Here is a 23,188-nt window from a genome sequence, read left to right on the forward strand (position 1 = left end):
CCCTTGATTGTTCTGCGTTGTCGTTAAGTTCGTAGGACTGATAAGCGTAGCGCATCTGGCAGCCCTGAAAGGCAAAAAAAAAGCCCCCTGCAGAACAGAGGGCTGGTGAGTTTATGACTGCTTAGAACGATTTCTTAAAGCCAATGGAAGCATTGATCGGTGCTTCAACTTGCGACTTACTGCCACCGTTGCTGAATTGCGTACCCAGTTCACCGTAGACCTGCACGTTTCTGTCGATTGACCAGGACAGACCGGCCGCAACTTCGGTGCTGGAGTACTGCTGTGAGGATTCGAGCGTGGTGGTGGCGACCGCATTGCTAAAGTGCGTTTTGTCTTTTGAACCCAGACCCTGCCAGACGTTTACCCTGCCGTACGGCTGGAATTTGCCATGGTTGGTGTCATAGTCAGCAACCAGACGTACGCCCAGACGGGCGGTAAAGGAATCAGCGGTATCCATTTTCACTTTCGTTTGGGTCACACCATCAAGCCGACCATTACCAAAATCGCTGTATTGGTAGATTAACTGAGCCTGAGGTTCCAGACTCCAGGCGCTTGAACCCAGACGGAACGATTTACCCACCTCCGTTGACGCCGTCAGCGTGTTGCCTTTGACGGTATAAGAACCGTTATTCCCGGTCGCCGCCAGGCGAGATTTATGGTTACCGTACTGCAGGACGTTATCAACATACATCCCGTCGCCCGAGAACCAGGTGGCGTAACCGCCGACGTAAAACGCATTGTCATCGATGTTTCCGCCTTTGCCGTCGCTACCCGTCTTCGTGCCTTTCACATTGCTGTCGATGTCAAGGATGCTGGTATACATCCCGGCTTTCCAGCTTTCGTTAGCATACATATCGACGCCGACCTGGATACCCATAGTATGGGAGCTGGTTTGCGTCCCGGCCGCATCGTCCAGTTTGGTTTTACCGGAGTAACCAAGCATTCTCGCCCAGGCGCGATTATCTTCATCAATGCCCGGTTTAACCTCGTCGCCCATACGTTGGTGCATGTTACCCAGCAGACTAATGTCACCCTGACGCACGACGCTGGCAAGGCCTGAATACAGCATGGTTTCCGGACGATATTCGCTTCTCAGATACCAGTTTTCCCCCTGACCCTGAGCATTGCCCGCATGCAGTTGGTACTCAAACGCGCCTGCTGCCATACGATCGGCGGCCAGGTGGAAGGCGTCGCGCGACGTTTGCGCGGTGGTGGTAGCGCCATTGAGGGCCGTGACCACCTCGATACCATCCCCGACGGTCGGTGCGCCGAGGCCAGAACCATCAACGTCCAGCAGCGTACTCCCGCTGGCTTTACCGCCATCAATAATCAGACGGTCGGCAATACCTGCACCGCTACCATTCTGAATGGCCGCCATGTTGATGATCCCTTTTTCGCCGACGTAATCCCCTTTGACGGTTAACGTTGTGCCAGTCTGCTGGCCGATGAGCGAGACATCACCGCCGTTGCTCAGGCCTGCGACGGTCTGGTTGTATCCCTGCGTGTTCAACATGGTGTCAGCGACAACGTAGTGGTGTGACGCGCTACTCAGGGTGTTGGTATTACCCGCCTGCAGTACGCCGTTGGCAATCAACGTTGCGCCGCTGTAGCTGTTTTCACCTTGCAGTTCCGTAATACCGCTGCCGGTCTGGTGCAACTGGCCTTTACCGCTGATATTGGCCGTTAACGCCAGGGTATCCGCGCGATCAACCTTGAGTACGCCGTTATCAACGATATCTCCCTGAATGCTGCCGATGTTACCGCCATTACCCAGCTGTAAAACGCCTTGTTCGATGGTAGTGCCCCCGGTGTAGGTATTATCCAGCGTCAGGGTGAGGGAGCCTTTACCGGTTTTGGTCAGATGACCATTACCTTCGACTTCCGTCAGCAGGGAAACGTTATGTCCGTTGGTATCGAATGTCCCGCCGCCGGATTCCAGCGTCACCTGACGGGCGGTATCAAATGCTTCGCCATACTTCAGCGTACCGCCGTTGAAGGTAATACCCGTCTCTGGCGCGCCAAGATTGGTATCACCCGCCACCTGCAACGTACCTGAGGTGATGGTGGTTCCACCGCTGTAGGTGTTGTCGCCAGTGAGGATCAGCGTCCCGAGATCGCTTTTATTCAGGCCGCCGGTACCGCGGATCACGCTGTCGATAGTTGCGGTGTAGTTTGCGCCGTCTACCGTGCCATCGCCCACGCGAATCAGCGTGTTCGCTGTGTCGGTGGTAATGGCCTCACCACCCACGCGATAGCCATCGGTGGCGAACTGTGCGCCGCTAATGATAACGTCGCCTTTGCTGTTATCGACGGTGACGTTGCCAGCTTCACCCTGGAAGACGGCGAAGGCGGCATCGGTAAACGGTGCGTTCAGCGCGCCTTCTGGCGTGGATTCATCCGTGGTCCAGTTGTCGTTACCCTGGCTGGATTGCCAGATACCGTCGCCGCCGTTGATGACGCCGTTGTTTTTCAGCTCGCCATTCTCACCGCCGGTGCCGTCCCAGAAGCGCAGCGTCAGTCCGGCATGGTTGACCAGGTTAACCTGGTTGTTAACCGAGGTTTGCACGTACAGGCTGTCTGCGGCTTCCGGCGCGTTGGCAATGTCCATCACATTGTTGGTCAAGGTGCCGGTGTAGTTGATGACGCGGTAAACGCCCACGTCAAAGCTGCCGCCCGGAGAGGTCTCGATATTGAGCTTACCGTCGAGCGTCAGGTCGCCATTCACATCAATCAGGTCGTTGAAGGCACCGCCTGGGGTATAAGCCTGACCAAACTGATAATCCAGTTGGGCGTTATCCCTCAGCGTCAGTGAACCGGTGGTCAGTTTACCCACGCTGTTGATGGCGGCGCCAGCAGTAATATGACCGTCGTCCAGCACGTCAACTGCGCCGCCGATAATACCGTTCCCGCCGAGCGTCGCGCCGGATTTAACCGTTACCTGACCGGTCGCGGCAGACTGGTTGCCGTTGACCAGCAGCACGCCTTCATTGACGTCCGTGGTGCCGGTGTAAGTGTTATCGCCTGTCAGCGTTAAGGTGCCGTCACCGATTTTCACCAGGCTACCGTCGTTACCGCTGATAATGCCGCTGATGGTGTCATCAAGTTGCAGATTCCCCAGCGACAATGCTTTATTGCCCAATTCGACATTCCCCGCGCCGGATAACGAGCCGATAGAGGTTGCGCTGTCGACCGCGCTGATATCGACCTTACCGCCCACCAGGTTTTTAACGACGGTATTTTCCGCCATCGCCAGGTCGGCAAAGGTCATCAGTCCGCTGTTATTCACGCTGGCATTGCCGCCGCTGGCATTCTCTTCCAGAGCCAGCGTACTGTCTTTTGCCACGTTAACCGTCGCGTTTCCTGCGGTGGCGTTGTCGGTTAACAGCGCTTTTGCAGCGCCAGTCAGGTTTAGTTTGGCGCTTGCGGCGGTGACATTATCCGCCAGCGTTAACAGGCTGTCGGCGATGTTCATGGTCAGGGATTTCAGACTGGTATCTGTCCCGCTGACATTGAGCGTCGCCCCCTTATTGACGTTCACGGTGCTGCTTTCATTGCTACCAAAGGCCCCGGTTTTGCTGACGTTGACCGTGACATTGTTGGCATTACCCGTACCGGCGATTTCGGTATCGCCTTTGTAGCTGTTGGCGCGATCGAGCGACAAGGTGCTGCCCGCATCGCTTGAGCTGCTGGTGACTTTCAGTTTACCGTCGCCGGTAATCTCACCGACTGGCGTGAAGTGGCGCGAATTGAGGTCAAACACCGCCGCGTTATCACTCGCTCCCAGCTCGATAGTGCGATTGCTGGTCAGGTCCGCGCCCATCTGCAGGGTGGAGCCGTTGTTAATAACCAGATCGGTTCCGCTTTGGCCGAGGTTGCTGTCAGAGGAAATCTGCAACGTACCGCCATCAATGCGTGTGCCGCCGCGATACTCGTTATCACCGCTGAGGATCAGACGACCAAGGTCGGTTTTCACCAGCGTCAGTTTGTCAGTCGTGCTGGCTTCGCGGATCACGGACTCAATGGCCGCGGTAAAGTTTTGACCCGCGCCACCGGCGCCAACGCGCAGCAGCAGTTCACCGGTGCCTGGCGTCTGGCCTGCATGGGTCGCGTTTTCTGTGGTGGCATACGCGTTAAGCGCATCACCTTTAACGATATAGCCATCGGCGTCAAACTGTGCCCCGGAGAAGTTAACTTCTCCCGCGGCGTTATCCACGGTAACGGTTCCGCCTTTGGTGGTGAAGACGGCAAAGGATTTCTGCGCCCAGGGGGCGTTACCTTCACCGGTTGCCGTAGTCCAGTTGTTATCTCCCTGGCTGCCGATCGCCATCCATTTGCCATCGCCGCCGTCAATTTTGCTGTTGCCTTCAATGCCCGATGCGCCATGGCTCTGATTGACGGTTGCGCCGTCCCAGAACTGCAGGGTAACGCCGTTGGCATTCACCAGGTTGACCTGTTTGTCGATAGAGGTCTGGACAAAAATATTACTCTTATCCTGGCTGTCCGGTATTGCGCCCAGCTCCAGCGTCTGATTATCCAGCCTGCCGCCATAGTTATAGATACGATATACGCCCGGACCGAAGTTACCACCCTGTGAAGTGGTAACATCCAGAGTTCCGTCAAGCTTTAGATCGCCTGCGACGTTGACCAGATCGTTTAGCGCACCGCCTGGCGTATAAGCGTTGCCCAGTTCGAAAGCGGAGGTCGTTTTGCTGCCAAGCTGCAGATTACCGTTAATGGTGAGCGTACCTGCACCGCCATCACCCGCGCTGAGTGTGGTGGCATCGTTCATCAATACATTGCCACCGATAATGCCATTCCCGCCAAGTGTGGATGTGCCGCTGACGGTCGTTGCGCCGCGCGCCGCGCTTTGATCGCCATTCACCAGCAGCGTACCGTTGGTGACGGTGGTATCGCCGGTATAGGTGTTATTGCCGTTCAGACGGGTAATGCCGCCGCCGATTTGTTGCAGCGCGCCGATGCCAGAGATCACCCCGTTGAGCAGGACGTTGTTGGCGCGGTTGATCGCCAGCACGCCGTTGTCGATGATGTCAGATACGGCGCTGACTTCGCCCTCATTGCCGCCGTCACCCAACTGCAACGTACCGGTTTGCGCGATGGTGGTAGAGCCGGTGTAGCTGTTGTTGGCGGTAAACACCGTGGTGCCGCCCGCCGCACGTTCAAATTTCCCGTCGCCGCTGATGATGCCACGATAGATCTGCGCCGCTGACGCATCTCCCAGGGTATCGAAGATAACCCTGCTGCCTGCGCCCTGGGTCGTCACATCGTAATCGCCAATGCTGGCGGCAGTACTGGTCGGCTCAACGTGATCGCCGGTGCGCAGCGTTGCGCCATTGTTTACGGCAAGGGTTTTGCTCGCCAGACTCAGGTTTTCAACGATGCGTACATCCGCGTTTGATCCGCTGATGGTCAGGGAATCCCAGCCAGTGCCAATGTTGGTGCCGGTATTCAGGTTGTCGCTGGCAAGCGTGCCAATCTTCGCATCTTTCGTATTGGTGAAGGTGAGGGCATTGCCCGTACCCGCAGCGGTAATGATGTGGCGCGTTTTATCCAGTATTACATTGCCGATGTTGGCTTTATTGTTGCCGCCAGTGCCAGCGAAATTCACTTCGCCCGCATAGGAACCGCTGCGCCAGTTGAAGGTATCTCTGCCTTCGCCGGTATTGATTACGCCGCTGGTGATACCGCCGCTGATATCAATGGTGTCATTGCCTTTACCAGACTGAATAGCCACTGCCGTGTCGTTGATGGCCTGAAGGGTACCGGTATTGGTGATTTTTTTCTTGCTGTCGCCGCTGGCGTCAATCACCGGTGAGGTCGTGCTGGCAGAAATAATCTTCCCGCTGTTGGTTAATGCGCTGACGTTTTTCGCAATGATCGCAGAACCGCCTGCGCTGTTATGTACGTTGATGTCGGCACTGGTCGTGACCTGGCCATCCGTGTTGGCGCGGATACCGCTACCTTCGCTGTTTCGCACCTCAACGGTATAGCCTTTGCCGATGGTCAGATCGCCCGTCACCGCGTCGCCATTGCGCTGCTCAAAGGCGAAACCGGTACCTTTCCCGTTGACGTTGAGGATGTTGTTCAGGCCATCGTTCATGGTCAGCGCGACGCTGGTGCGGATCCCTGGACCATCGTTGGAATCGATAGTGACATCACGCAGTGTGATATTGGTGTTGTTGGCATCGTTTTGAATACCGGCACCAGTCCCCTCAGCGCGAATCATCACGCTTTGCGCGGCCAGCGCACCTGCGCCCTCGGCCAGACGAATACCGTCAGCAGATCCATTAGTGGTAATGCTGTCGCCAGTTTTACCGTTGATCAGCAGACTGGCCCCCTGGGTCAGCAGAACGCCAGCAGTACCATCATCAACCTGAATTTTGCCCAGCTTACTAATCTGCGCGTTATAGCCTGAGGCGCGTACGCCGATGCCGTTGCTGACATGCAGGGCGCTGGAGGAGTTATTGGTTAAGTTCCCGCCTTGTTGCACATCAACGCCGATGCTGTCGACGCTGGCCAGATCGATGATCGCTTTGGTATCGAGGAGCAGGTTGCCCAGATTTCTCGCCACATAGGCAATAACCTTGTTGCCGCTGGCTTCAGAGGTAATCTTCGCGTTTGAGGTGAGGGTGGTGCTCGTGGCATTCCCCTGCGTGTTGCCATTCAATTGATGCGCCTGACCATCCACCACCCCGGCAACGGTGCTTTCACCGGTTAAATTGATGGTGGTTTTATCGCTGATGGTACCGTTGGCGCCGCCTTCGATGACCAGCGCTGCGGAGTTGGTGCCCTTAACGGTAAACGTCGCTTCCCCGGTATCTACGCTACTGCCTGCGCCGGTGGCGAGCACGCCAACAGAATTGTTGCCGCTGAGCGTCAGATTCAGGTCAGAAGTAGACTGATCTTTCGGGTTAGTCGTATTACCGGCCAACAATGCGCCATTGGCGATACGGAAAATAGTGGTGCGATCCTGGCCGTTGTCATTCATCACCGCCTGCCCAATATTGGCGGTCGCGCCTTTACCATACAGGTAATAACCAATCTGATCGGTGTTGTTGAACGCCGGGCTACTCAGACTATCGACGTTAGCGATGGCGTTATCACGCACGTGTACGCCGATGTTACCTGCCTGATTCAGGGTGATATCAGAATAGACATTGACCGTTGCCTGACCGTTGGCGCCGCCTTCTGCCCAAATAGCATAGTTTCGGTTACCGACGCCGCCGTCACCGTCTACTACGATAGAACCAGAAGCGCTGGTGGTGACTTCGGCATTTTTCTTATTGGCGCTGACGTGGATCCCGACGTTATTGTTGCCATTAACGTTAATTTTGCCGTCATTTCTAATGATCTGACCATTCTCTGCGCCACTGTCACGCACAGTAATGCCGTAGTTCTTGCTGGTGCCTCCACGGCCATCGCCATTGATTGCGATAGTGCCGGTATTCAGCACATTACCTGTTGCATTGCCGATCAGGATCCCGGCGGCGTTACGTATGCCGACGCCAAGGGTGATGAGACCGTTGTTAATCACCTCTTTGGCGCTTTTGGTCATGATACCGGCGCTTGGGCTGGAACCGCCTGGCAGTATGGCATCCTGGGAGGAATTATTAGCATCGCGGCCAAGGTAAATAGAGGCATTCTGGGTGTTGGTAAATGTGGCGTTGTCGGCGACTTCTACGCCAAAGGCGGTGCCGTTACCAAAGGGGTTATTGTTTTTGTGTCCGTTGACGATATTGATATCGCCGTTATTAGTGCCTTGCGCGTCGTTGGACAACTGCATACCAATGGCCAGCGTCAACGAAGTCTCGGGATCGTCTTTACTCCAGGGATCGGCAGCAGAAGCGGTACCGAAGTTATCGGTAGTAATCGCCTGGTTGATTGTGCCTTCGTTGGTAATTACGCTGGCGCCTTGCCCCTGCATGCCAAATGCACCGTAGCTGTTGACGTTTTGGTTACCGTCCTTATCAATAAACAGGCCGGCGTTAATCGTTCCGTGGTTGGTTGCCGTCGCATCTTTCGCCAGCATGCCAATTGCCAGGCTCTGGCCGGTAGAGGTACGCAATGCGTTCAGTTCGCCCAGGTTAGTGATAACCCCGCCGTCAATGGCTTTCATCACGCCATTAATACTGCCGTCTACGGCGATCATCGCATCTTTATTCAACGTACCGGCGGTACCCGCGCCGTTGGCATAGATAGCGTGCAGCTCACCGCGTTCGGCGGTCGTGTTATTGCTATGCGACTCGCCATCGGTCCAGACGTCGTAATCCCAGGAGATAACATCAGATGACTTACCTGAAGTCAGTAAGTCATCAATCAGCTCAGCATACTTCGCTTGCGCGGCGGAGACGGTTGTGATTTGACTGTCTTCAACATCCAGCCACAACTGGATCTGACTGACTTTTTGTCCATCCGGTTTTTGCGCGGCATCATCGCTTTCGCCTAACAACCAGCTATTGAACTCAGCCAGTTCCGCAGCCGTGGTAATTGAGAACGTTTTTTCCCCCGTTTCGATAACCTCGCCAGCGTCGTTATAGCCATACGTCATCAGCGTTACATCGCCGCCAAATACGGAGGTCGTCCTGGAACCGTTAAACGTTTTGGTCGGAATAACGGGGGCGGCGTTAAATTTGATGTAGTTATCGGATTGCCAGTTCACCTGGCTGTTGGCGCCTTGCGCTTCCAGCAGCGAGGAATCTTTAGCCAGTAATTCGATGGTATTGGCTTTGTCACGTACATGAAGCGTATCGTTGCCAATATTCAGATTGGCCGTGGCGCCATTGGTCGCCAACGCGATGCCAAATTGCTTATAGATTTGCGTTTGTTGCGCATCATACGTATTTAAAACAGCATCGCCGATTTGTGACTCAGTGATAAACCCGGCTAACGCGCTGGTATCAAAAACTTTAATGGTTTCTGGCTCTCCTGGGAGCGCCGGATCAAAAATATCAAAGTCCGTGCTTTGCGAAGGCTTCGCTGACTGGGTATGAGTCAGGTATTCTGCCAGCTCTTCCTCTGTAGAGATTGTTTTTACGCTCTGGTCAGGGCTGGTAGCTTTAAGCGTGATTTTGCCGGTTTGCAGCAGCTCCCGGATAGTCGTTGACTCAACAACGCCGCTTTGGCCAGGGGTAATCGTCGGGATCGCGCCGCTGATATTGAGCGCCTGACCAGTGGTATTATCTTCATATAAGAAGCCGTAGTTATGAATTCCCTCATAAACGCCAGCGGAAATTCCTCGCTGGTAGTCAGTAGAAATATCATGATCGCCGATATCAATAATCGGATCAGCCGAGGCCATCATCGACGCTCCGCTTAATGCGCCAGCAGCGAGGACGGCGACAGTTTTACGTGAACTACTTTTTTTCTTGCCTTTAGTTAATTCAGAAACGACCACCCAGATGCCGAGCGCCGCGTTCCAAATAATGCTGTAAACTTTGTTCATATATAACCCTCGTCTACATTCCTGTTATGTATGTGTTAATACGTTGAGTTGTTGGCTATGATTGGCCCGCGGATGCGCTACCCGGCATATTGATTTTTGGGAATAGGGCTCCCTTCCGAGCGTTGCGGAATTAAAAATGAGCCGAAAGGAAAGATTTAAATAATAACCGTGATAATTGTCCTTAAATAAGTCAGTTACGGCTGGCTATAGTGGGAAATGGTGTACTTGAGCCGGGTGTTATTTTTGCCGAGCTTTCTGGCAATGTTGCTTTTGTACGCCCCGATGGTTTTTTCACTTTTTTGTGACGCCCCGGCGATTTGTGCCAATGACCAACCCCGGGCAAGCATCATCATGACATTGAATTCGTTTGCGGTAATTTTAGTATGTAGTGCGTTGATATTATTTTGTTTTTTATTCTGTATGATACGTGTAACGGCATGCAGTAGCCGATCGAGGCTGGCATCTTGATCGAGTAATTGCATGTTCTTCCCGCAAACGGTTTGAAAAAGAGAAAAGGTGGCTTCATCTGCCAAAACAATAATTTTTGTGGCAGGGCGGATAGCCATGCTGCGGATAATCCGGGCATATTTTAAAAAATCTGATTTGTCAGGATTAATAATGATGTAATCCGTGCCATCTGGCAGGAACTTGACTGCTGAAAACGTCTGAGAGGAGTGGTATGTGATATCAATATATAATGATGAACCACGTAGAATTTCTCGCATGCCTAGCCAGGGATAAAGTGAATCACCCAAAAAAATAGCCTTAGACATTACGATCTCCTTGAAATTTTAATGCAAGCAGTCGCCTCTTTTTTCTGGCTGAAAAAAGAGTTTCTTGCGACGCGCGGAATGTTAATTAAATCTCGTATAACGTTCTTTGGTTCGAACGTATCCTTATTTATTGCCGATTCAACAGATATTTTCTGTATTTATTTGAAGCATTAACTATTCTGAAAGTAGATATTACACTTTGTTAAAATTTAAGATAAATCGTTTATATCACCTCTGAGCAGATGATTGATAGATTTCGCTTATGGATCACCACAAGAATGGGCCCACCTTTTCCATAAAGGCAGGATATTCCTGGGCTTATTGACGGCGATTTATTTAAAAATGATTATATTTCAAAGGAATGCCAGCTTGTGATGATGGACTGGTTGGTGGGTAGGAAAATTCTTAATTAAGATTAGGAAGAAGGGGCGGGTGGGAACAGTGAAGATGGAAATATCGCCAAACTTACATTAAGCATCTAAAAATGTTTGAATTTAAGACTGTTTAGCCAATTAAATAAACGTTCATAGATTTTTATTCTAAGTTGGTCTTTTTGTGCTTTATTTGAGCATGTTGCTTGCCGTTGTCATTTTATCTGCTTACTTCGCTGCTAGCGCTCAGCCCGCTAACAGCTCCTGCTCGACCTGTTGCACCTGTTGTTCCAGCGAGTTGCGGATTTCCGTCAGCGCCCGTTGCTGGTCAGAGAAGTAAGCCTCTTTATCGGTCACGGAGGAAGCAAGGCGCCAGGCGTTTTCCGCCTCTAGTTCGGTAATCTCTTTCAGCAGTGCGTTAATTTGTTCTCTGAGCTGCTGTATTTTGCTGCGTAAATGCTGCAGATCGTTCAATCGGTCGCTCGCCATCATCGGTTCGAGACCACTTTGTAACTGGGTCAGTAACGTCCGTACGGCGGCAAGGTCGGCATTTTGGCGCGCCTGGTTAAGCTGTACCATCATCTGATGCGCTTTCTCTTTCAGATCATCCGCCACTACGTCCGGGTGGCAAAGACGACTGGCCTGCCGCCACAGGCGCTTTAGCTCGCTACGCTCATCGGGAGAAAGTCGTTGATCGCGGGTAAAACGATGCTGTGCGTCCTGCTGCTGCTCCTGATATTCATCATATTCATGACTGGCCTCTTCTTGTGCCTGGCGAGTCGCGCTGTCGTCCTGGCGAGAAAAGTCGTTTTCCAGTTCACGAATCTCCGCCAGCAGGGCGGTGATCAGCTCCGTTTGTTGCTGAATGCGTTGCCGGGTTTCGACAGATTCGCGCGAATCTGAGTGCTGGTTCATCCATTGCTGCTTGAGTCTGGCCAACTGCTCAACGGCCTGGGAAATATAGTGCTGACAGGATTGATAGTCTTTTTCCCGGCGTTTTCGCTCCGCTTCCTGCTTACGTTGCGCGCTGGCGGCCAGTTGCTTACGCAGCTCAAGGATGCGGCTCATCAACGGCCCAAGACGAAGATGGTATAGATCGTTGAAATCATCGAGGATTTGAATGCGCGTGTTGCGCTTATCAATCAGGTCACGCAATTGTGTTTCAAGCGCTTTCAGTTCGAGTTTACTCGCCGCAATCGCAGGATCCTGCCACGTAGAGACTGCCCGCTGAGATTGCAGCCAGGCGGTGATTTCACGCAGAGCATCGCTAAAGCGCCGGGCTTCGATCGCCTGCACGATGGTGTCTGGCACGACTGACAAAGGCTCATTTTTCAGATGCGCCACCTGTTGGAAAATAATCTCCTCATCTTCCAGTTCAATAGCGCTTTTGACGATTTCCAGTCGTTTGATGATCTTATTCATGACAGTCGTTGCCTGGCCTGACTCAAAAACGAATGGCTTAAATACAACAGGCCCACCCGTTTGAAAATGTTAGAAAAACAGTAAGGTGCATTCTGTGGCCTGCAATACCTTTTCGTCCAGAATAATTCACTGTAATTATGAAAAGCGTGAGCTCTGGTAAGGAGCAGCCCCATGAAAAATAACAACGGCTCAGGCATCGCTGATGACCATGGTGTTAAACGATTGCGCCTTGCGGCAACCAGGTTGAAATGTTAAAAGAAGCCCCTTCAATAAAAACGACACAGGGGAAGGGCGTGAAAAACGCGTCAACTGCATCTGACACCAGCGTGTCTGATGCCGCGTCGACGAATGAGCCGACGCTTCAGCGGGGGTTGCAAAACCGCCATATTCAGTTAATTGCGCTGGGCGGCGCAATTGGAACCGGACTGTTTTTGGGCATTGGTCCGGCCATTCAGATGGCGGGGCCTGCGGTGTTACTGGGTTACGGCGTAGCCGGAATCATCGCTTTTTTGATTATGCGTCAACTGGGCGAAATGGTGGTGGAAGAACCCGTTTCCGGATCGTTTGCCCATTTTGCCTATAAATACTGGGGACCGTTTGCTGGCTTTTTGTCCGGTTGGAACTACTGGGTGATGTTTGTGCTGGTTGGCATGGCGGAGCTGACAGCGGCCGGAATCTACATGCAGTACTGGCTGCCCGATGTCCCCACCTGGATTTGGGCCGCCGCGTTTTTTGTGATCATCAACGCCGTCAATCTGGTTAACGTACGTCTGTATGGCGAAACGGAATTCTGGTTTGCGCTGATTAAAGTGCTGGCCATTATCGGCATGATTGGCTTTGGTATCTGGATGCTGTTTTCCGGTAACGGCGGGGAACATGCGAGCATCGATAATCTCTGGCGTTACAACGGCTTTTTTGCCACCGGCTGGAACGGATTGATCCTCTCGCTGGCGGTGATTATGTTCTCGTTTGGCGGGCTGGAATTGATAGGGATCACTGCCGCGGAAGCGCAGGATCCGCAGAAAAGTATCCCGAAAGCGGTAAATCAGGTGGTGTACCGTATTTTGCTGTTTTACATCGGTTCCCTGGTGGTGCTGCTGGCCTTGTACCCGTGGGTGGAAGTGAAATCAAACAGTAGCCCGTTTGTGATGATTTTCCATAATCTTGACAGTAACGTGGTGGCTTCTGCACTGAACTTTGTCATTCTGGTGGCTTCGCTGTCGGTCTATAACAGCGGTGTTTACTCAAACAGCCGCATGCTGTTTGGCTTGTCCGTGCAGGGAAATGCGCCGAAGTTTTTAACCCGCGTCAGTCGTCGTGGCGTTCCGGTGAACTCATTGATTCTGTCCGGCGCGATTACGTCACTGGTGGTGTTGATCAACTATGTGCTGCCGCAAAAAGCGTTCAGTCTGTTGATGGCGCTGGTTGTCGCGACGCTGCTACTAAACTGGATTATGATTTGTCTGGCGCATTTGCGATTCCGCGCGGCGATGCGCCGCAAAGGACGTGATACCCAGTTTAAAGCGCTGTTGTATCCGGCCGGAAACTATCTGTGCATTGCCTTCCTCGGCATGATTCTGGTGCTGATGTGCACCATGGATGATATGCGCTTGTCCGCTATTTTGCTGCCGATATGGATCCTGTTCCTGTTTGTTGCCTTCAAACTGCTGCGCCGTAAATCCCGCTAATATCTAACCGATCTCATCCTGGCGATGAGATCGGTTACCACTTCTCATTGCCGATTAACGCTGAAAAGCCCCTGACAATGCGCGAATATCATTTCCGGTAGGCGACTGATGAATGCGTAAGCCAAACTCTTCGATCACTGCGAATATATGGTCGAAGATATCAGCCTGAATACTTTCATATTCCAGCCAGACTACCGTATTGGTAAAAGCATAAATCTCGATCGGCAAACCATGATCGTCTGGCGCAAGCTGGCGTACCATTAACGTCATATCTTTGCGAATCCGCGGATGGTGACGTAAATATTCGTTCAGATAGGCGCGGAAAGTGCCAATATTGGTCATCCGGCGGTGATTCAATACGGATTCAGGCGCATCCAATAGCTGATTCCATTCGTCAATTTCCTGATGACGCGTGGTTAAATACGGCTTTAGCAGGTGTGCTTTATGCAGTCGCTGGCGTTCATCTTCGTCAAGAAAATGAATGCTGGTGGCATCAATGCTGATGCTGCGTTTAATGCGTCGCCCCCCGGAAGCAGACATCCCGCTCCAGTTTTTAAAAGAGTCCGATACCAGTGACCAGGTGGGGATAGTGGTGATGGTGTTATCCCAGTTGCGCACTTTCACCGTGGTCAAACCAATATCGATAACCGCGCCGTCTGCGCCGTATTTCGGCATTTCCAGCCAGTCGCCCAACTTCAACATATCGTTGGCTGAAAGCTGTATGCCGGCCACCAGGCCGAGGATGGGATCTTTAAACACCAGCATTAAGACGGCGGCCATCGCGCCCAGGCCGCTTATCAGTATTGCCGGGGACTGACCAATCAGCAGGGAAATCATCAAAATCCCAACGATAATTGCGCCGATCAGTTTGATTCCCTGGAATATACCTTTCAACGGTAGCTGAGATGCGGCTGGGAGTTTTTGCGACAGATTGAGAATAACGTCCAGCAGGGAGAACAGGGACAGCAGGGCGTACATCATGATCCACAGCTGAGCGCAGGTCACTAATATCTCTGCGGCTTCGCTGCCTTTTTGTAACCACAGCGCGGCCTGAATGTTGACAATGATACCCTGCAGGGTGAATGCCAGCCGGTGAAATAACTTGTTCTGCGTGATGATTTGTAGCCACAGACGGGAGCTGGCGTTCGCGCGCTTTTCAAATGCGCGCAGCACCACCCAGTGCAAAATAACGTGAACAATAATGGCGGTGAGAAAAATAATGCCAAAAATCATCACCAGCGAGGTGGTGTGGTTTATTTCAATGCCGAGTTCTTCTACCTGAGATATCAATTCCTGCATAATGTCTCCTTAATAAACAGCGGCCTATGATGACCGCTGTCGGGAGCTTATGCAAATTACGCTCGTCTTGCCTACGATTTTGCGGTGATGCTGGCGCACACCGGATTGATATTCAGCGTGCGGCGAAATAAAAAGGTAGTCAGTAACAGTACGGTCATCATTGTGGCTTCGACGGCTAAAAAGCCGATAACCGAGCGCGTGTAATCACCATGGTAATGTTGCTGCAGATGCAGGAACAGCGCCCCCAACACGGCGGGACCGAGTCCTAATGTTGCCTGCTGCAACGTACTCAGAATGGTGGTTCCGGCGCCCGCATCGTGCGTGGCGATATCGCGCATACCGATGCGATAAAAACTGTTCACAATCAGCGCCTGACCATAGCCGATAAACGCTGTCGCCGGAACGAGCGAAATGGCCGAGGTATGCATACCTGAATACCAGAAGGTCATCATTAAGCCCATCAAGCCAGCGATCTGAATAATCAACCCGGTGAGCAGAATACGTCCCGTGCTATAGCGGGCAATGAGTCGCGGTGCGTAACAGGCGGAGATAAAATAGGCTGCGCCAAGCGCAATAAAGCTATTGCCGGATTCCCAGGGCGCCATCCCCAGACCGGCCTGTAGCGTCAGCGCCATACAGAACATAAATCCTGACCAGGCGCTAAAAAACAGTAATGCGATCAGCACGCCGAACCGGATGCTGCTGAGTTTTAACAGGCGTGGCGGTAAGAGAGGATGTTGCCCGGTCTGTTCTTGTCGTAACGCATTGCTGCGCATCCACCATCCCAAAGGCAGGATGGCGACCAGAGCAAGCTGAGTCTGCCACGGCCAGCCGGTTTCCGGGCCTAATGCCATGGGAAACAACAAGCAGCAGAGAATCGCAGCCAGACTGCTGGTGCCCAGCCAGTCGATGCGGGTTCGGGTTTCTCGCGTGGTTTCCGGGACATAGCGTTGGCTGAACATCAGAACTAACAGACAGATCGGGACATTAATAAAAAAGGCGTTGCGCCAGCCCAGCCCTGCAATATCTGCCGAAACCAGCCAGCCTCCGCCCATCTGGCCGACAATAAACGCGATGCCGCCAATTCCTCCATACAAACTGATGGCCCGCGCATGTGCAGGACCTTTCAGCGTGACGTGCAGGGTGGCAAGGATCTGCGGCACGATTAGCGCCGCGCCCGCACCTTGTAGAACGCGGGCAGCCAGTAACATATGAATGGAATTCGCCATCCCGCATAAAAGAGAGGCGATGCCAAACAGCACGACGCCTGTCATAAACAGGCGGCGGCGACCATAGTTATCACCGAGTTTGCTGCCCAGCGCCAGACAAACGGCGAAAGTCACCCCGTACAAAGCGACAATCAGCTCCAGCTGCGTGGTGGTGGCCTGAAGCGACTGGGTAATGGAATCCAGAGCGACATTGGTAATTGATGTATCGATGAGCGGGAGCATTTGGCCTGTCAATAACAGGAGCAACCCTATGCGGCCGGGTGAAACAGTTGATGTACTCATAGTAACTCCATTGCATCATTTTGCAGATGGACGTAGCATCACTGAAAAATTAAACGGGTACCAGTTCCTGGTTATACTGGTATTAGTACTACTATGCTGGAGAGTCCATGTCGGTAATAGCGCAACAGGAATCCGCGGTTATTCTCCCTGATGACAGCCGCAAGCAGCTTGGCGCGTTTTTACGTGCGCGACGGGAAAGCCTCGATCCGCAGCGTCTGGGTCTGCCGCGCATTGGGCGGCGAAGAACGCCCGGTCTGCGCCGCGAAGAAGTCGCGATGTTGGCTAACGTTGGCGTCACCTGGTACACCTGGCTGGAGCAGGGGCGAGAGGTCAATCCGTCGCAAGCGGTCTTACTGAACGTGGCGAGCGCGCTGCAATGCAGTCCGCTGGAAACCCGCCACCTGTTTGTACTGGCCGGATTGACGCCACCGGAATCCACGCCGGTGATGGTGTGTGAAGGGATTGCGCCAGGCACCCGAAAGATGCTCGACAGCCTGATGCCGCAGCCCGCCAGTATTCAGAAACCCAGTTTTGACATCGTGGCCTGGAACGACAGTTTTTGCCGGTTGATGGGCGTTGATTTCTCCACGCTCCCGAGCGAAGACCGCAACTGTATTTACCTCTATCTCACGAATGAAACCTGGCGTAGCCGTATAGCAAACTGCGATGTATTACCGACGTTTGTTTCTTATTTCCGTGCGGCAATGGCGGAACATCGCAGCGATCCTGTTTGGGAAAATAAACTGGCGCGCTTTTTTGCCGCATCGTCTGAGTTTGAAGCATTATGGCATCAGCGTTATGACGTTCGCGGTGTGGAAAATCAGGTCAAAAACTTTGTTCATCCGCAGTTAGGGCGTTTTAGCTTGCAGCAAATGTACTGGTATTCCGCCCCGCGTAACGGTTCGCGGCTGCTGGTTTATTTACCGATGGATGAAGCGGGGGAGCAGGCTCTGGCGTGGCTGAATCAGTAGTGATACGCCCGATGACGGCGACACGCATCGGGCATAACGGCAAAAATCAGACTTCAGTCAGCGTTGTTTCCAACGGCAGACGAGATTTCGGCAGCGCGGCGTTGAAATCCTCTACGCTGTGATGACCTACCGGGACCACGACTACGCTGGTGAAACCTTTTTCTTTCAGGCCAAACTCTGCGTCGAGAACGGCAGCATCAAAGCCTTCGATTGGCACCGCGTCCAGCCCCATCGCCGCAACGCCCAGCAGGAAGTTACCGACGTTCAGGTACACCTGTTTCGCCATCCAGTGGTTGTCATCTTTGAGATCTTTGCGGTGCAGGTCGGCAAAGAAAGTACGGCCTTTGTGGTTAGCGGCTTTGGCTTCCGGGGTAGCGAAACGGCCATCGCGCTCTTCTTGATCGACGACGCGCTCCAGCCATGCATCGTCCATCGCCGTTTTGGCGCAGAACACCACAACGTGGGAGGCATCCAGCATTTTACGCTCGTTGAATACAAAGCCGCCGGCTGCGGATTTCGCCACGCGCGCTTTACCTTCGTCAGTGCTGGCAACGATAAAGTGCCACGGCTGAGAGTTGGTGCTGGACGGGCTAAACTGCAGCAGCGTTTTTAATTTTTCGGCCTGCTCAGCGGTCAGTTTTTTATTCGGATCGAATGCCTTAGTGGAGTAACGTTTTAAGGCGACAGAAACAATATCCATAACTACTCCTGGTGGTTTTCCTACCCTGCGGGTGCGTTTAGTTTCAGCAGGGTACAGGGTTAGCGAGAAAATGATAAGAGCGAAAAATGCAAAAACACTTATCGACGCTAACGATAAATCAGCCTGGCCGCAGGCGTTGCTGATCGCGCTTAGGCAAACCATCCACCACCCGGTGCCATGAGTCGCTCACCAGGTCCGTCAGCAATGACTCGGTAATGTCGTCGCCTGGATAGACTGAGATCCAGTGCTTTTTATTCATGTGATAACCGGGTTCAATGCTGGGGTAGATCTGCTGATTTAACAGTGATTTTTGCGGATCGGATTTCAGGTTAACCAGCGGGCGTCCGTGATGTTCAAAGACCAGCATGAAAATCTTGCCGCCGACCTTGAACACGTCGTATTCCGGGCCAAAAGGCCAGCAGTGCTCAGTAAAAGGCAGTTCAAGCGCAAGGCGCTTCGCGCAGACATGCAGTGTCTTTCCATCCATTATTTTTCCTCGCGGGTCAGGGCGCGCCACATGGCTTCAAACCCCAACGAAATGTATTCCGTCGCGCGGGCAGGGTTGCGGGCAGCGAATTCCATGGTTGTTTCTGCAAGTGTCAAAAAAAGCCCGTCGCCGAAGGCGCGATACTCGTCCGACATAAATTCAGGGCGCACGGAGCGATGACAAAGATCGCGCAGTTCCGGGAACATATCGTCAGCCTGCTGTTCAGTTTCTTTGCTGATTTTCTCGCTGACGGCCAACTGACGAATGGTGCGATGTCCGCAGGTATGATTCAGACCCCAGCTAATGTAGCTGTTCCAGATGTAGTGAGTCATGGTTTTGGCATCGGTCACTGAACGGTCCAGATTGGCCATCATTGACTGGCAGAGATCGTGTTTTAAAAAGAGGTAAAGCTCGTTGATCAGATCATCTTTGGTCGCGAAATAGCGAAACAACGGCAACCCCTGCATTGCGCGCGATTACGGCGGTTGAGGCCGCAATACCTGATTGTGCAAATGCTGTGGTTGCAGCTTCCAGTAATGCCAGTTTTTTGTCTTCACTCTTCGGACGAGCCACTACACTTTACCCTTAAGTCTGTAAAAAACATGATTGAATCACGGCCTTTGCAGCACCGCAACGGAGAATGTCAAAGATTGAAAATCATCTTGACGGCGAACTTTCGATTTCTATAATGAGTGCTTACTCACTCATAATCAAGAGTCAGTCGCGCAAACCAGCGGAAAGGAGGCGCGTTTAAGGTCAGGATATGAAGCGTCTCACAGTTTGTGTGGTTGTTATTATGCTTATTGCCGCTGCTACAAGTTTACCGTTTGTACTCAATGCCGGATTTGGCCAGGCGCCGCAAGGGGCACAACTGAGTCAGGTTGAACTGTCGCCACACTATCGTGATGGACAGTTTCATAACCAGGTGCCAACACCGGGCTATACCGGTAACAAAGGTATGCTGGCGGCCTGGTGGGAGTTTCTGGTCGCTAAACGTGAAAATGCGCGGCCAGCGCAGCCGTTACCGCTGGTGGCGAGCGATCTCGCCGGGTTACCGCCGCAGCAGGATACTCTGGTCTGGCTGGGCCACTCCTCATGGTATTTGCAACTGGCGGGTCAACGCATCCTGATTGATCCGGTGTTCAGCAACTATGCCGCGCCGTTTTCATTTCTGAACAAAGCCTTTGCCGGGGATTATCCGTGGACCGCGCAGACGATGCCGGAGATCGATCTGCTCATCATCTCGCACGATCATTATGACCATCTGGATCTCGCCACCATCAAGGCGTTAATGCCGAAGATTAAACGGGTGATTACGCCGCTGGGTGTGGGGTCGCATCTGCGTTATTGGGGAATGCGCAGCGAGATAATCGACGAACGTGACTGGAATCAGTCCGTCAGAGTGACGGATTCACTGATTGTTCATGTTCTGCCAGCCCGCCATTTTTCGGGGCGAGGCATTAAGCGTAATCAGACGCTGTGGGCCAGCTTTATGTTTGAAATGCCGGGGCAGAACGTTTATTACAGCGGGGATTCCGGCTACGGGCCGCATTTTAAAGCCATTGGCGAGCAGTTTGGCTCGGTTGATTTGGCGATTATGGAGAACGGTCAGTATGACCAGGACTGGAAGTTTATTCACATGATGCCGGAAGAGACGGCTCAGGCCGCGGCGGATCTGCATGCGAAAGCCGTTTTGCCCGGGCACGCAGGTCGTTTTGTTCTGGCGAAACATACCTGGGATGATCCGTACAAACGACTGGCGCTTGCCAGCCGCCAACAAGATTACCGACTGCTGACGCCGATGCTGGGTGAACCGGTCATACTGTCCGAACCGGACCAAACGTTTACGGCCTGGTGGCAGCAGGCGAATCAATGAACACAGGGGAGAGCATGATGACGATTTCTGCTCAGGTAATTGATACGATTGTTGAATGGATTGATGATAATTTGAATCAACCATTGCGCATTGATGATATTGCCCGCCATGCGGGTTATTCAAAATGGCACCTACAGCGTCTTTTTATGCAGTACAAAGGCGAGAGCTTGGGGCGTTACATCCGTGAGCGTAAACTGCTGCTGGCGGCGCGCGATCTGCGCGATACCGATCAGAAAGTGTACGACATCTGTTTGAAGTACGGATTCGATTCACAGCAGACTTTTACGCGTATTTTCACCCGTACGTTTAGTCAACCGCCGGGCGCTTATCGCAAAGAAAATCATAGTCGAACGCATTAACGGCACCGGGTTCTCGCGGGTTTAATCCGCCAGCGAGAACCAGCGCCGCCAAATGTAGCGCAGCACAAAATACTCAATCACCCCCAGTAGTAAAAACCACAGGCAAAACAGCAACGTGTAAAACTGGTTGAGATCCATCAGATGAAAGGTGGCGACGAGTTTTTGCGCCAGCACCAGGCCAAGTGAAGGGGCAGGTAAGAGCAGGCAGGACAGAAAAGCCAGCAGCAGGATCCCAGCGGCGGTCATCAGCGATTCAAGCGGGTGTTTCATGGTATTGTTAAACTTGAGTTAAAATACCATTGTCCGGGATCTCAGCGGGCAACGCAAACCCCACGCCTAAAGCCCTGCCCAAATCTCACAGTGTTTTTTCACCAGACCACTCAACGATCCGCCTTCCGCCACGAAATCACGCATATTCTGTGCTTCATCATGACCATGTTTAACCTGCAGGCGTAAGGCTTCAATCGCGCTGGTCGCCCCCACTTTCTCCGCAGAGGCGGCGACATTCTCCAGCAGTCGTAGCGTGTCATCCGCCAGGCGATGCCCATCGCCCGTATTCACGTCGGTGACGATTCCCGCCATACCAAAACGGCAGGCCTGAAAACGGTTGAATTTATACAGTAAATAATCACGCTCCTGGTGTTTGAATGGACGTTTGGTGAGTAGCCAGTGGGCGGTGGACTGTATCAGTCCCGCCATATTGACCGCGTGTTTAAGGGTCAACGGAGTGTCCATTACCCGAACCTCAACCGTACCGAAGTGCGGGCTGGGGCGGATATCCCAGTGCAAATCTTTAATGCTATCAATCATGCTGGTGTAAGCCAGCCGGCGAAATAGTCCCGTAAATTCCTGCCAGTTATTTACCCATGGCATCGGACCGTTATCGGGAAAGCCGGAGAATATATTCAGGCGCGCGCAGGCAAATTGCGTGTCGGATGTCTGCATGTAAGGCGAGGCGGCAGAGAGCGCGATAAAATGAGGAACAAATCGCGACAGCCCGTGCAGGAGATAAATTGCATCATCACCGTTGGCACAGCCAACATGGACGTGCTGACCGAAAACGGTCGCCTGCTGAATAAGATAACCAAAATTTTCCAGGTTACGTCGATAGCGTTCGTCATCGCAGACTTCCTGACGTTGCCATTTTTGAAATGGGTGCGTACCGCCGCCGCAGATGGCGAGGTGATGCTCTGCCGCAACCCGCATGATTATCTGCTGCATGGCCGACAATTCAGCATCAGCCTGGTCGATATTGCGACAAACCCCGGTTGCCATCTCCAGCATACTTTCGGTGATATCGTGCTTCACTTCCCCGGCGGTAAGCTGTGGCTTAATGGCGTCAATCAGCCGGGAAGAATCCTGGCTCAGGTCGTAACCTGGGGGATTAACCACCTGCATTTCCAGTTCAATGCCTAGCGTAAAAGGGTCGGAAACATGAAAATCGGGTAGTGACATAGGGCTCTCTTCAGCGTTGATTTTAATTAAGTATAGAAGGACTGCTGGTTTTCTGTTTTGCGTAAGAAATCACCGGGTGACGCTTTGAAGGTGAAATGGCAGGTGCTATAACTATTTTTTGCTTCGCAACAGGGGGGAATCCGTGCCGGAAATAAATCTTTATGGACAGACAGTCGGCGATGTTGTGCCGGACTGGAAGGGGGCCGCCGTGCTGCCACGGGAAGAGCTTGTTGGGCAGTATTGCCGTTTGGTTCCTCTGGATGCCGACAGCCATGCCGCCGACCTGTTTGATGCCTATGCGCAGGCACCCGACGATCGCGACTGGACCTGGCTTGCAAGCTCCCGCCCAACGAGCGTTGAAGCCGCGGCTTGCTGGATAGCGGCAAAATCCACTGACGTCTCCCTGGTTCCCTATGCGGTAATTGAACAGCGTTCCGGGCGTGCAGTTGGCCTGGTGTGCTTTATGGCGATCGAACGGGAGCATGGCTCGGTCGAAATTGGTCATGTGACCTGGTCGCCGCGCATGAAAAATACGGTACTCGGCACCGAAAGCGTCTGGCTGCTGCTGCGTCAGGCGTTTGCGTCAGGCTATCGGCGCGTGGAGTGGAAATGCGATTCGTTGAACACGGCGTCGCGACGGGCGGCAGAGCGTCTGGGGTTTATCTTCGAAGGGCGTTTTCGCCAGAAGATCGTGCGTAAGGGGCGCAACCGCGACAGCGACTGGTTATCAATGATTGACAGCGAATGGCCGCAGCGCGATGCCGCATTGCAGCGTTGGCTGGCTGCCGACAACTTTGATGAACATGGGCGGCAACG

The 23,188-nt window shown here is 52.9% G+C and carries 14 protein-coding genes and 1 pseudogene; 5 read left to right on the forward strand and 10 right to left on the reverse strand.

From position 1 onward, the window contains the following. Positions 1-121: 121 nt before the first annotated feature. The 3 genes from JSN25_RS11440 to JSN25_RS11450 all read right to left on the reverse strand — a co-directional run bounded on the left by JSN25_RS11440 (position 122) and on the right by JSN25_RS11450 (position 12,026). Positions 122-9,460, reverse strand: a complete 9,339-nt coding sequence (locus JSN25_RS11440; protein WP_204524943.1) for an autotransporter outer membrane beta-barrel domain-containing protein — start codon at positions 9,458-9,460, stop codon at positions 122-124. A gap of 194 nt (positions 9,461-9,654) precedes the next feature. Next, positions 9,655-10,233 (reverse strand): helix-turn-helix transcriptional regulator, encoded by a 579-nt coding sequence (locus JSN25_RS11445; RefSeq protein ID WP_085047570.1) that lies wholly within the window; start codon positions 10,231-10,233, stop codon positions 9,655-9,657. A 617-nt stretch (positions 10,234-10,850) separates the two neighbouring features. Next, positions 10,851-12,026: a coiled-coil domain-containing protein gene (locus JSN25_RS11450; RefSeq protein ID WP_121528729.1), complete on the reverse strand. Its 1,176-nt coding sequence runs from the start codon at positions 12,024-12,026 to the stop codon at positions 10,851-10,853. A gap of 293 nt (positions 12,027-12,319) precedes the next feature. Here JSN25_RS11450 and pheP point away from each other — a divergent pair, with 293 nt between their 5' ends. Beyond that, the gene (pheP, locus tag JSN25_RS11455) at positions 12,320-13,714 is read left to right on the forward strand and encodes a phenylalanine transporter (RefSeq protein WP_038638573.1); all 1,395 of its coding nucleotides are present in this window, start codon (positions 12,320-12,322) and stop codon (positions 13,712-13,714) included. 54 nt (positions 13,715-13,768) lie between these two features. Here the strand turns inward: pheP and JSN25_RS11460 are convergent, their stop codons facing one another. Together JSN25_RS11460 and JSN25_RS11465 are read right to left on the reverse strand one after the other, a co-directional pair. Further along, complete coding sequence (locus JSN25_RS11460; protein WP_069323117.1) at positions 13,769-15,013, reverse strand: mechanosensitive ion channel family protein; 1,245 nt, start codon at positions 15,011-15,013, stop codon at positions 13,769-13,771. A 71-nt stretch (positions 15,014-15,084) separates the two neighbouring features. Beyond that, positions 15,085-16,524: an MFS transporter gene (locus tag JSN25_RS11465; protein ID WP_085047568.1), complete on the reverse strand. Its 1,440-nt coding sequence runs from the start codon at positions 16,522-16,524 to the stop codon at positions 15,085-15,087. Between the two features lie 107 nt (positions 16,525-16,631). Between JSN25_RS11465 and JSN25_RS11470 the strand changes: the two genes are divergently transcribed. Beyond that, positions 16,632-17,495 carry a helix-turn-helix transcriptional regulator gene (locus JSN25_RS11470; RefSeq protein ID WP_121528731.1) on the forward strand — a complete coding sequence of 288 codons (864 nt, stop codon included), beginning with the start codon at positions 16,632-16,634 and terminating at the stop codon, positions 17,493-17,495. Between the two features lie 46 nt (positions 17,496-17,541). On the opposite strand, the gene nfsB is transcribed toward JSN25_RS11470, so the two are convergent. The 3 genes and pseudogenes from nfsB to JSN25_RS11485 all read right to left on the reverse strand — a co-directional run bounded on the left by nfsB (position 17,542) and on the right by JSN25_RS11485 (position 19,255). After that, the gene (nfsB, locus tag JSN25_RS11475) at positions 17,542-18,195 is read right to left on the reverse strand and encodes an oxygen-insensitive NAD(P)H nitroreductase (RefSeq protein ID WP_069323119.1); all 654 of its coding nucleotides are present in this window, start codon (positions 18,193-18,195) and stop codon (positions 17,542-17,544) included. Positions 18,196-18,313: 118 nt separating this feature from the next. Continuing rightward, positions 18,314-18,682 (reverse strand): MmcQ/YjbR family DNA-binding protein, encoded by a 369-nt coding sequence (locus tag JSN25_RS11480; protein ID WP_038638590.1) that lies wholly within the window; start codon positions 18,680-18,682, stop codon positions 18,314-18,316. After that, positions 18,682-19,255 (reverse strand): annotated as a pseudogene (locus JSN25_RS11485) (TetR/AcrR family transcriptional regulator). The gene JSN25_RS11480 and the pseudogene JSN25_RS11485 overlap by 1 nt, the downstream one beginning before the upstream one ends. Before the next feature lie 190 nt (positions 19,256-19,445). Between JSN25_RS11485 and JSN25_RS11490 the strand changes: the two are divergent. Further along, a complete protein-coding gene (locus tag JSN25_RS11490; RefSeq protein ID WP_137346957.1) occupies positions 19,446-20,558 on the forward strand; it encodes an MBL fold metallo-hydrolase in 1,113 nt (370 codons plus the stop codon). 17 nt (positions 20,559-20,575) lie between these two features. Next, positions 20,576-20,917, forward strand: coding sequence for a RamA family antibiotic efflux transcriptional regulator (locus JSN25_RS11495; RefSeq protein ID WP_003021996.1), 342 nt, complete (start codon positions 20,576-20,578; stop codon positions 20,915-20,917). Positions 20,918-20,938: 21 nt separating this feature from the next. On the opposite strand, the gene JSN25_RS11500 is transcribed toward JSN25_RS11495, so the two are convergent. Then, the gene (locus tag JSN25_RS11500) at positions 20,939-21,187 is read right to left on the reverse strand and encodes a DUF1158 domain-containing protein (protein WP_069323123.1); all 249 of its coding nucleotides are present in this window, start codon (positions 21,185-21,187) and stop codon (positions 20,939-20,941) included. Between the two features lie 66 nt (positions 21,188-21,253). Further along, positions 21,254-22,372: a YbdK family carboxylate-amine ligase gene (locus JSN25_RS11505; protein WP_069323124.1), complete on the reverse strand. Its 1,119-nt coding sequence runs from the start codon at positions 22,370-22,372 to the stop codon at positions 21,254-21,256. Positions 22,373-22,514: 142 nt separating this feature from the next. Between JSN25_RS11505 and JSN25_RS11510 the strand changes: the two genes are divergently transcribed. Next, positions 22,515-23,188, forward strand: a 674-nt coding sequence (locus JSN25_RS11510; RefSeq protein ID WP_204525721.1) for a GNAT family N-acetyltransferase, incomplete at its 3' end; no start/stop codon positions are given.

It is taken from the genome of Citrobacter cronae, from assembly GCF_016893685.1.
Classification (GTDB): domain Bacteria; phylum Pseudomonadota; class Gammaproteobacteria; order Enterobacterales; family Enterobacteriaceae; genus Citrobacter; species Citrobacter werkmanii.

Bases quoted from the DNA above. Each gene is read 5' to 3' on its own strand.
- nfsB (WP_069323119.1), bottom strand. From the start codon at position 18,195: ATGGATATTGTTTCTGTCGCCTTAAAACGTTACTCCACTAAGGCATTC.
- JSN25_RS11445 (WP_085047570.1), bottom strand. From the start codon at position 10,233: ATGTCTAAGGCTATTTTTTTGGGTGATTCACTTTATCCCTGGCTAGGC.
- JSN25_RS11470 (WP_121528731.1), top strand. From the start codon at position 16,632: ATGTCGGTAATAGCGCAACAGGAATCCGCGGTTATTCTCCCTGATGAC.
- JSN25_RS11460 (WP_069323117.1), bottom strand. From the start codon at position 15,013: ATGCAGGAATTGATATCTCAGGTAGAAGAACTCGGCATTGAAATAAAC.
- JSN25_RS11465 (WP_085047568.1), bottom strand. From the start codon at position 16,524: ATGAGTACATCAACTGTTTCACCCGGCCGCATAGGGTTGCTCCTGTTA.
- JSN25_RS11480 (WP_038638590.1), bottom strand. From the start codon at position 18,682: ATGGATGGAAAGACACTGCATGTCTGCGCGAAGCGCCTTGCGCTTGAA.
- JSN25_RS11495 (WP_003021996.1), top strand. From the start codon at position 20,576: ATGACGATTTCTGCTCAGGTAATTGATACGATTGTTGAATGGATTGAT.
- JSN25_RS11440 (WP_204524943.1), bottom strand. From the start codon at position 9,460: ATGAACAAAGTTTACAGCATTATTTGGAACGCGGCGCTCGGCATCTGG.
- JSN25_RS11500 (WP_069323123.1), bottom strand. From the start codon at position 21,187: ATGAAACACCCGCTTGAATCGCTGATGACCGCCGCTGGGATCCTGCTG.
- JSN25_RS11490 (WP_137346957.1), top strand. From the start codon at position 19,446: ATGAAGCGTCTCACAGTTTGTGTGGTTGTTATTATGCTTATTGCCGCT.
- JSN25_RS11450 (WP_121528729.1), bottom strand. From the start codon at position 12,026: ATGAATAAGATCATCAAACGACTGGAAATCGTCAAAAGCGCTATTGAA.
- JSN25_RS11505 (WP_069323124.1), bottom strand. From the start codon at position 22,372: ATGTCACTACCCGATTTTCATGTTTCCGACCCTTTTACGCTAGGCATT.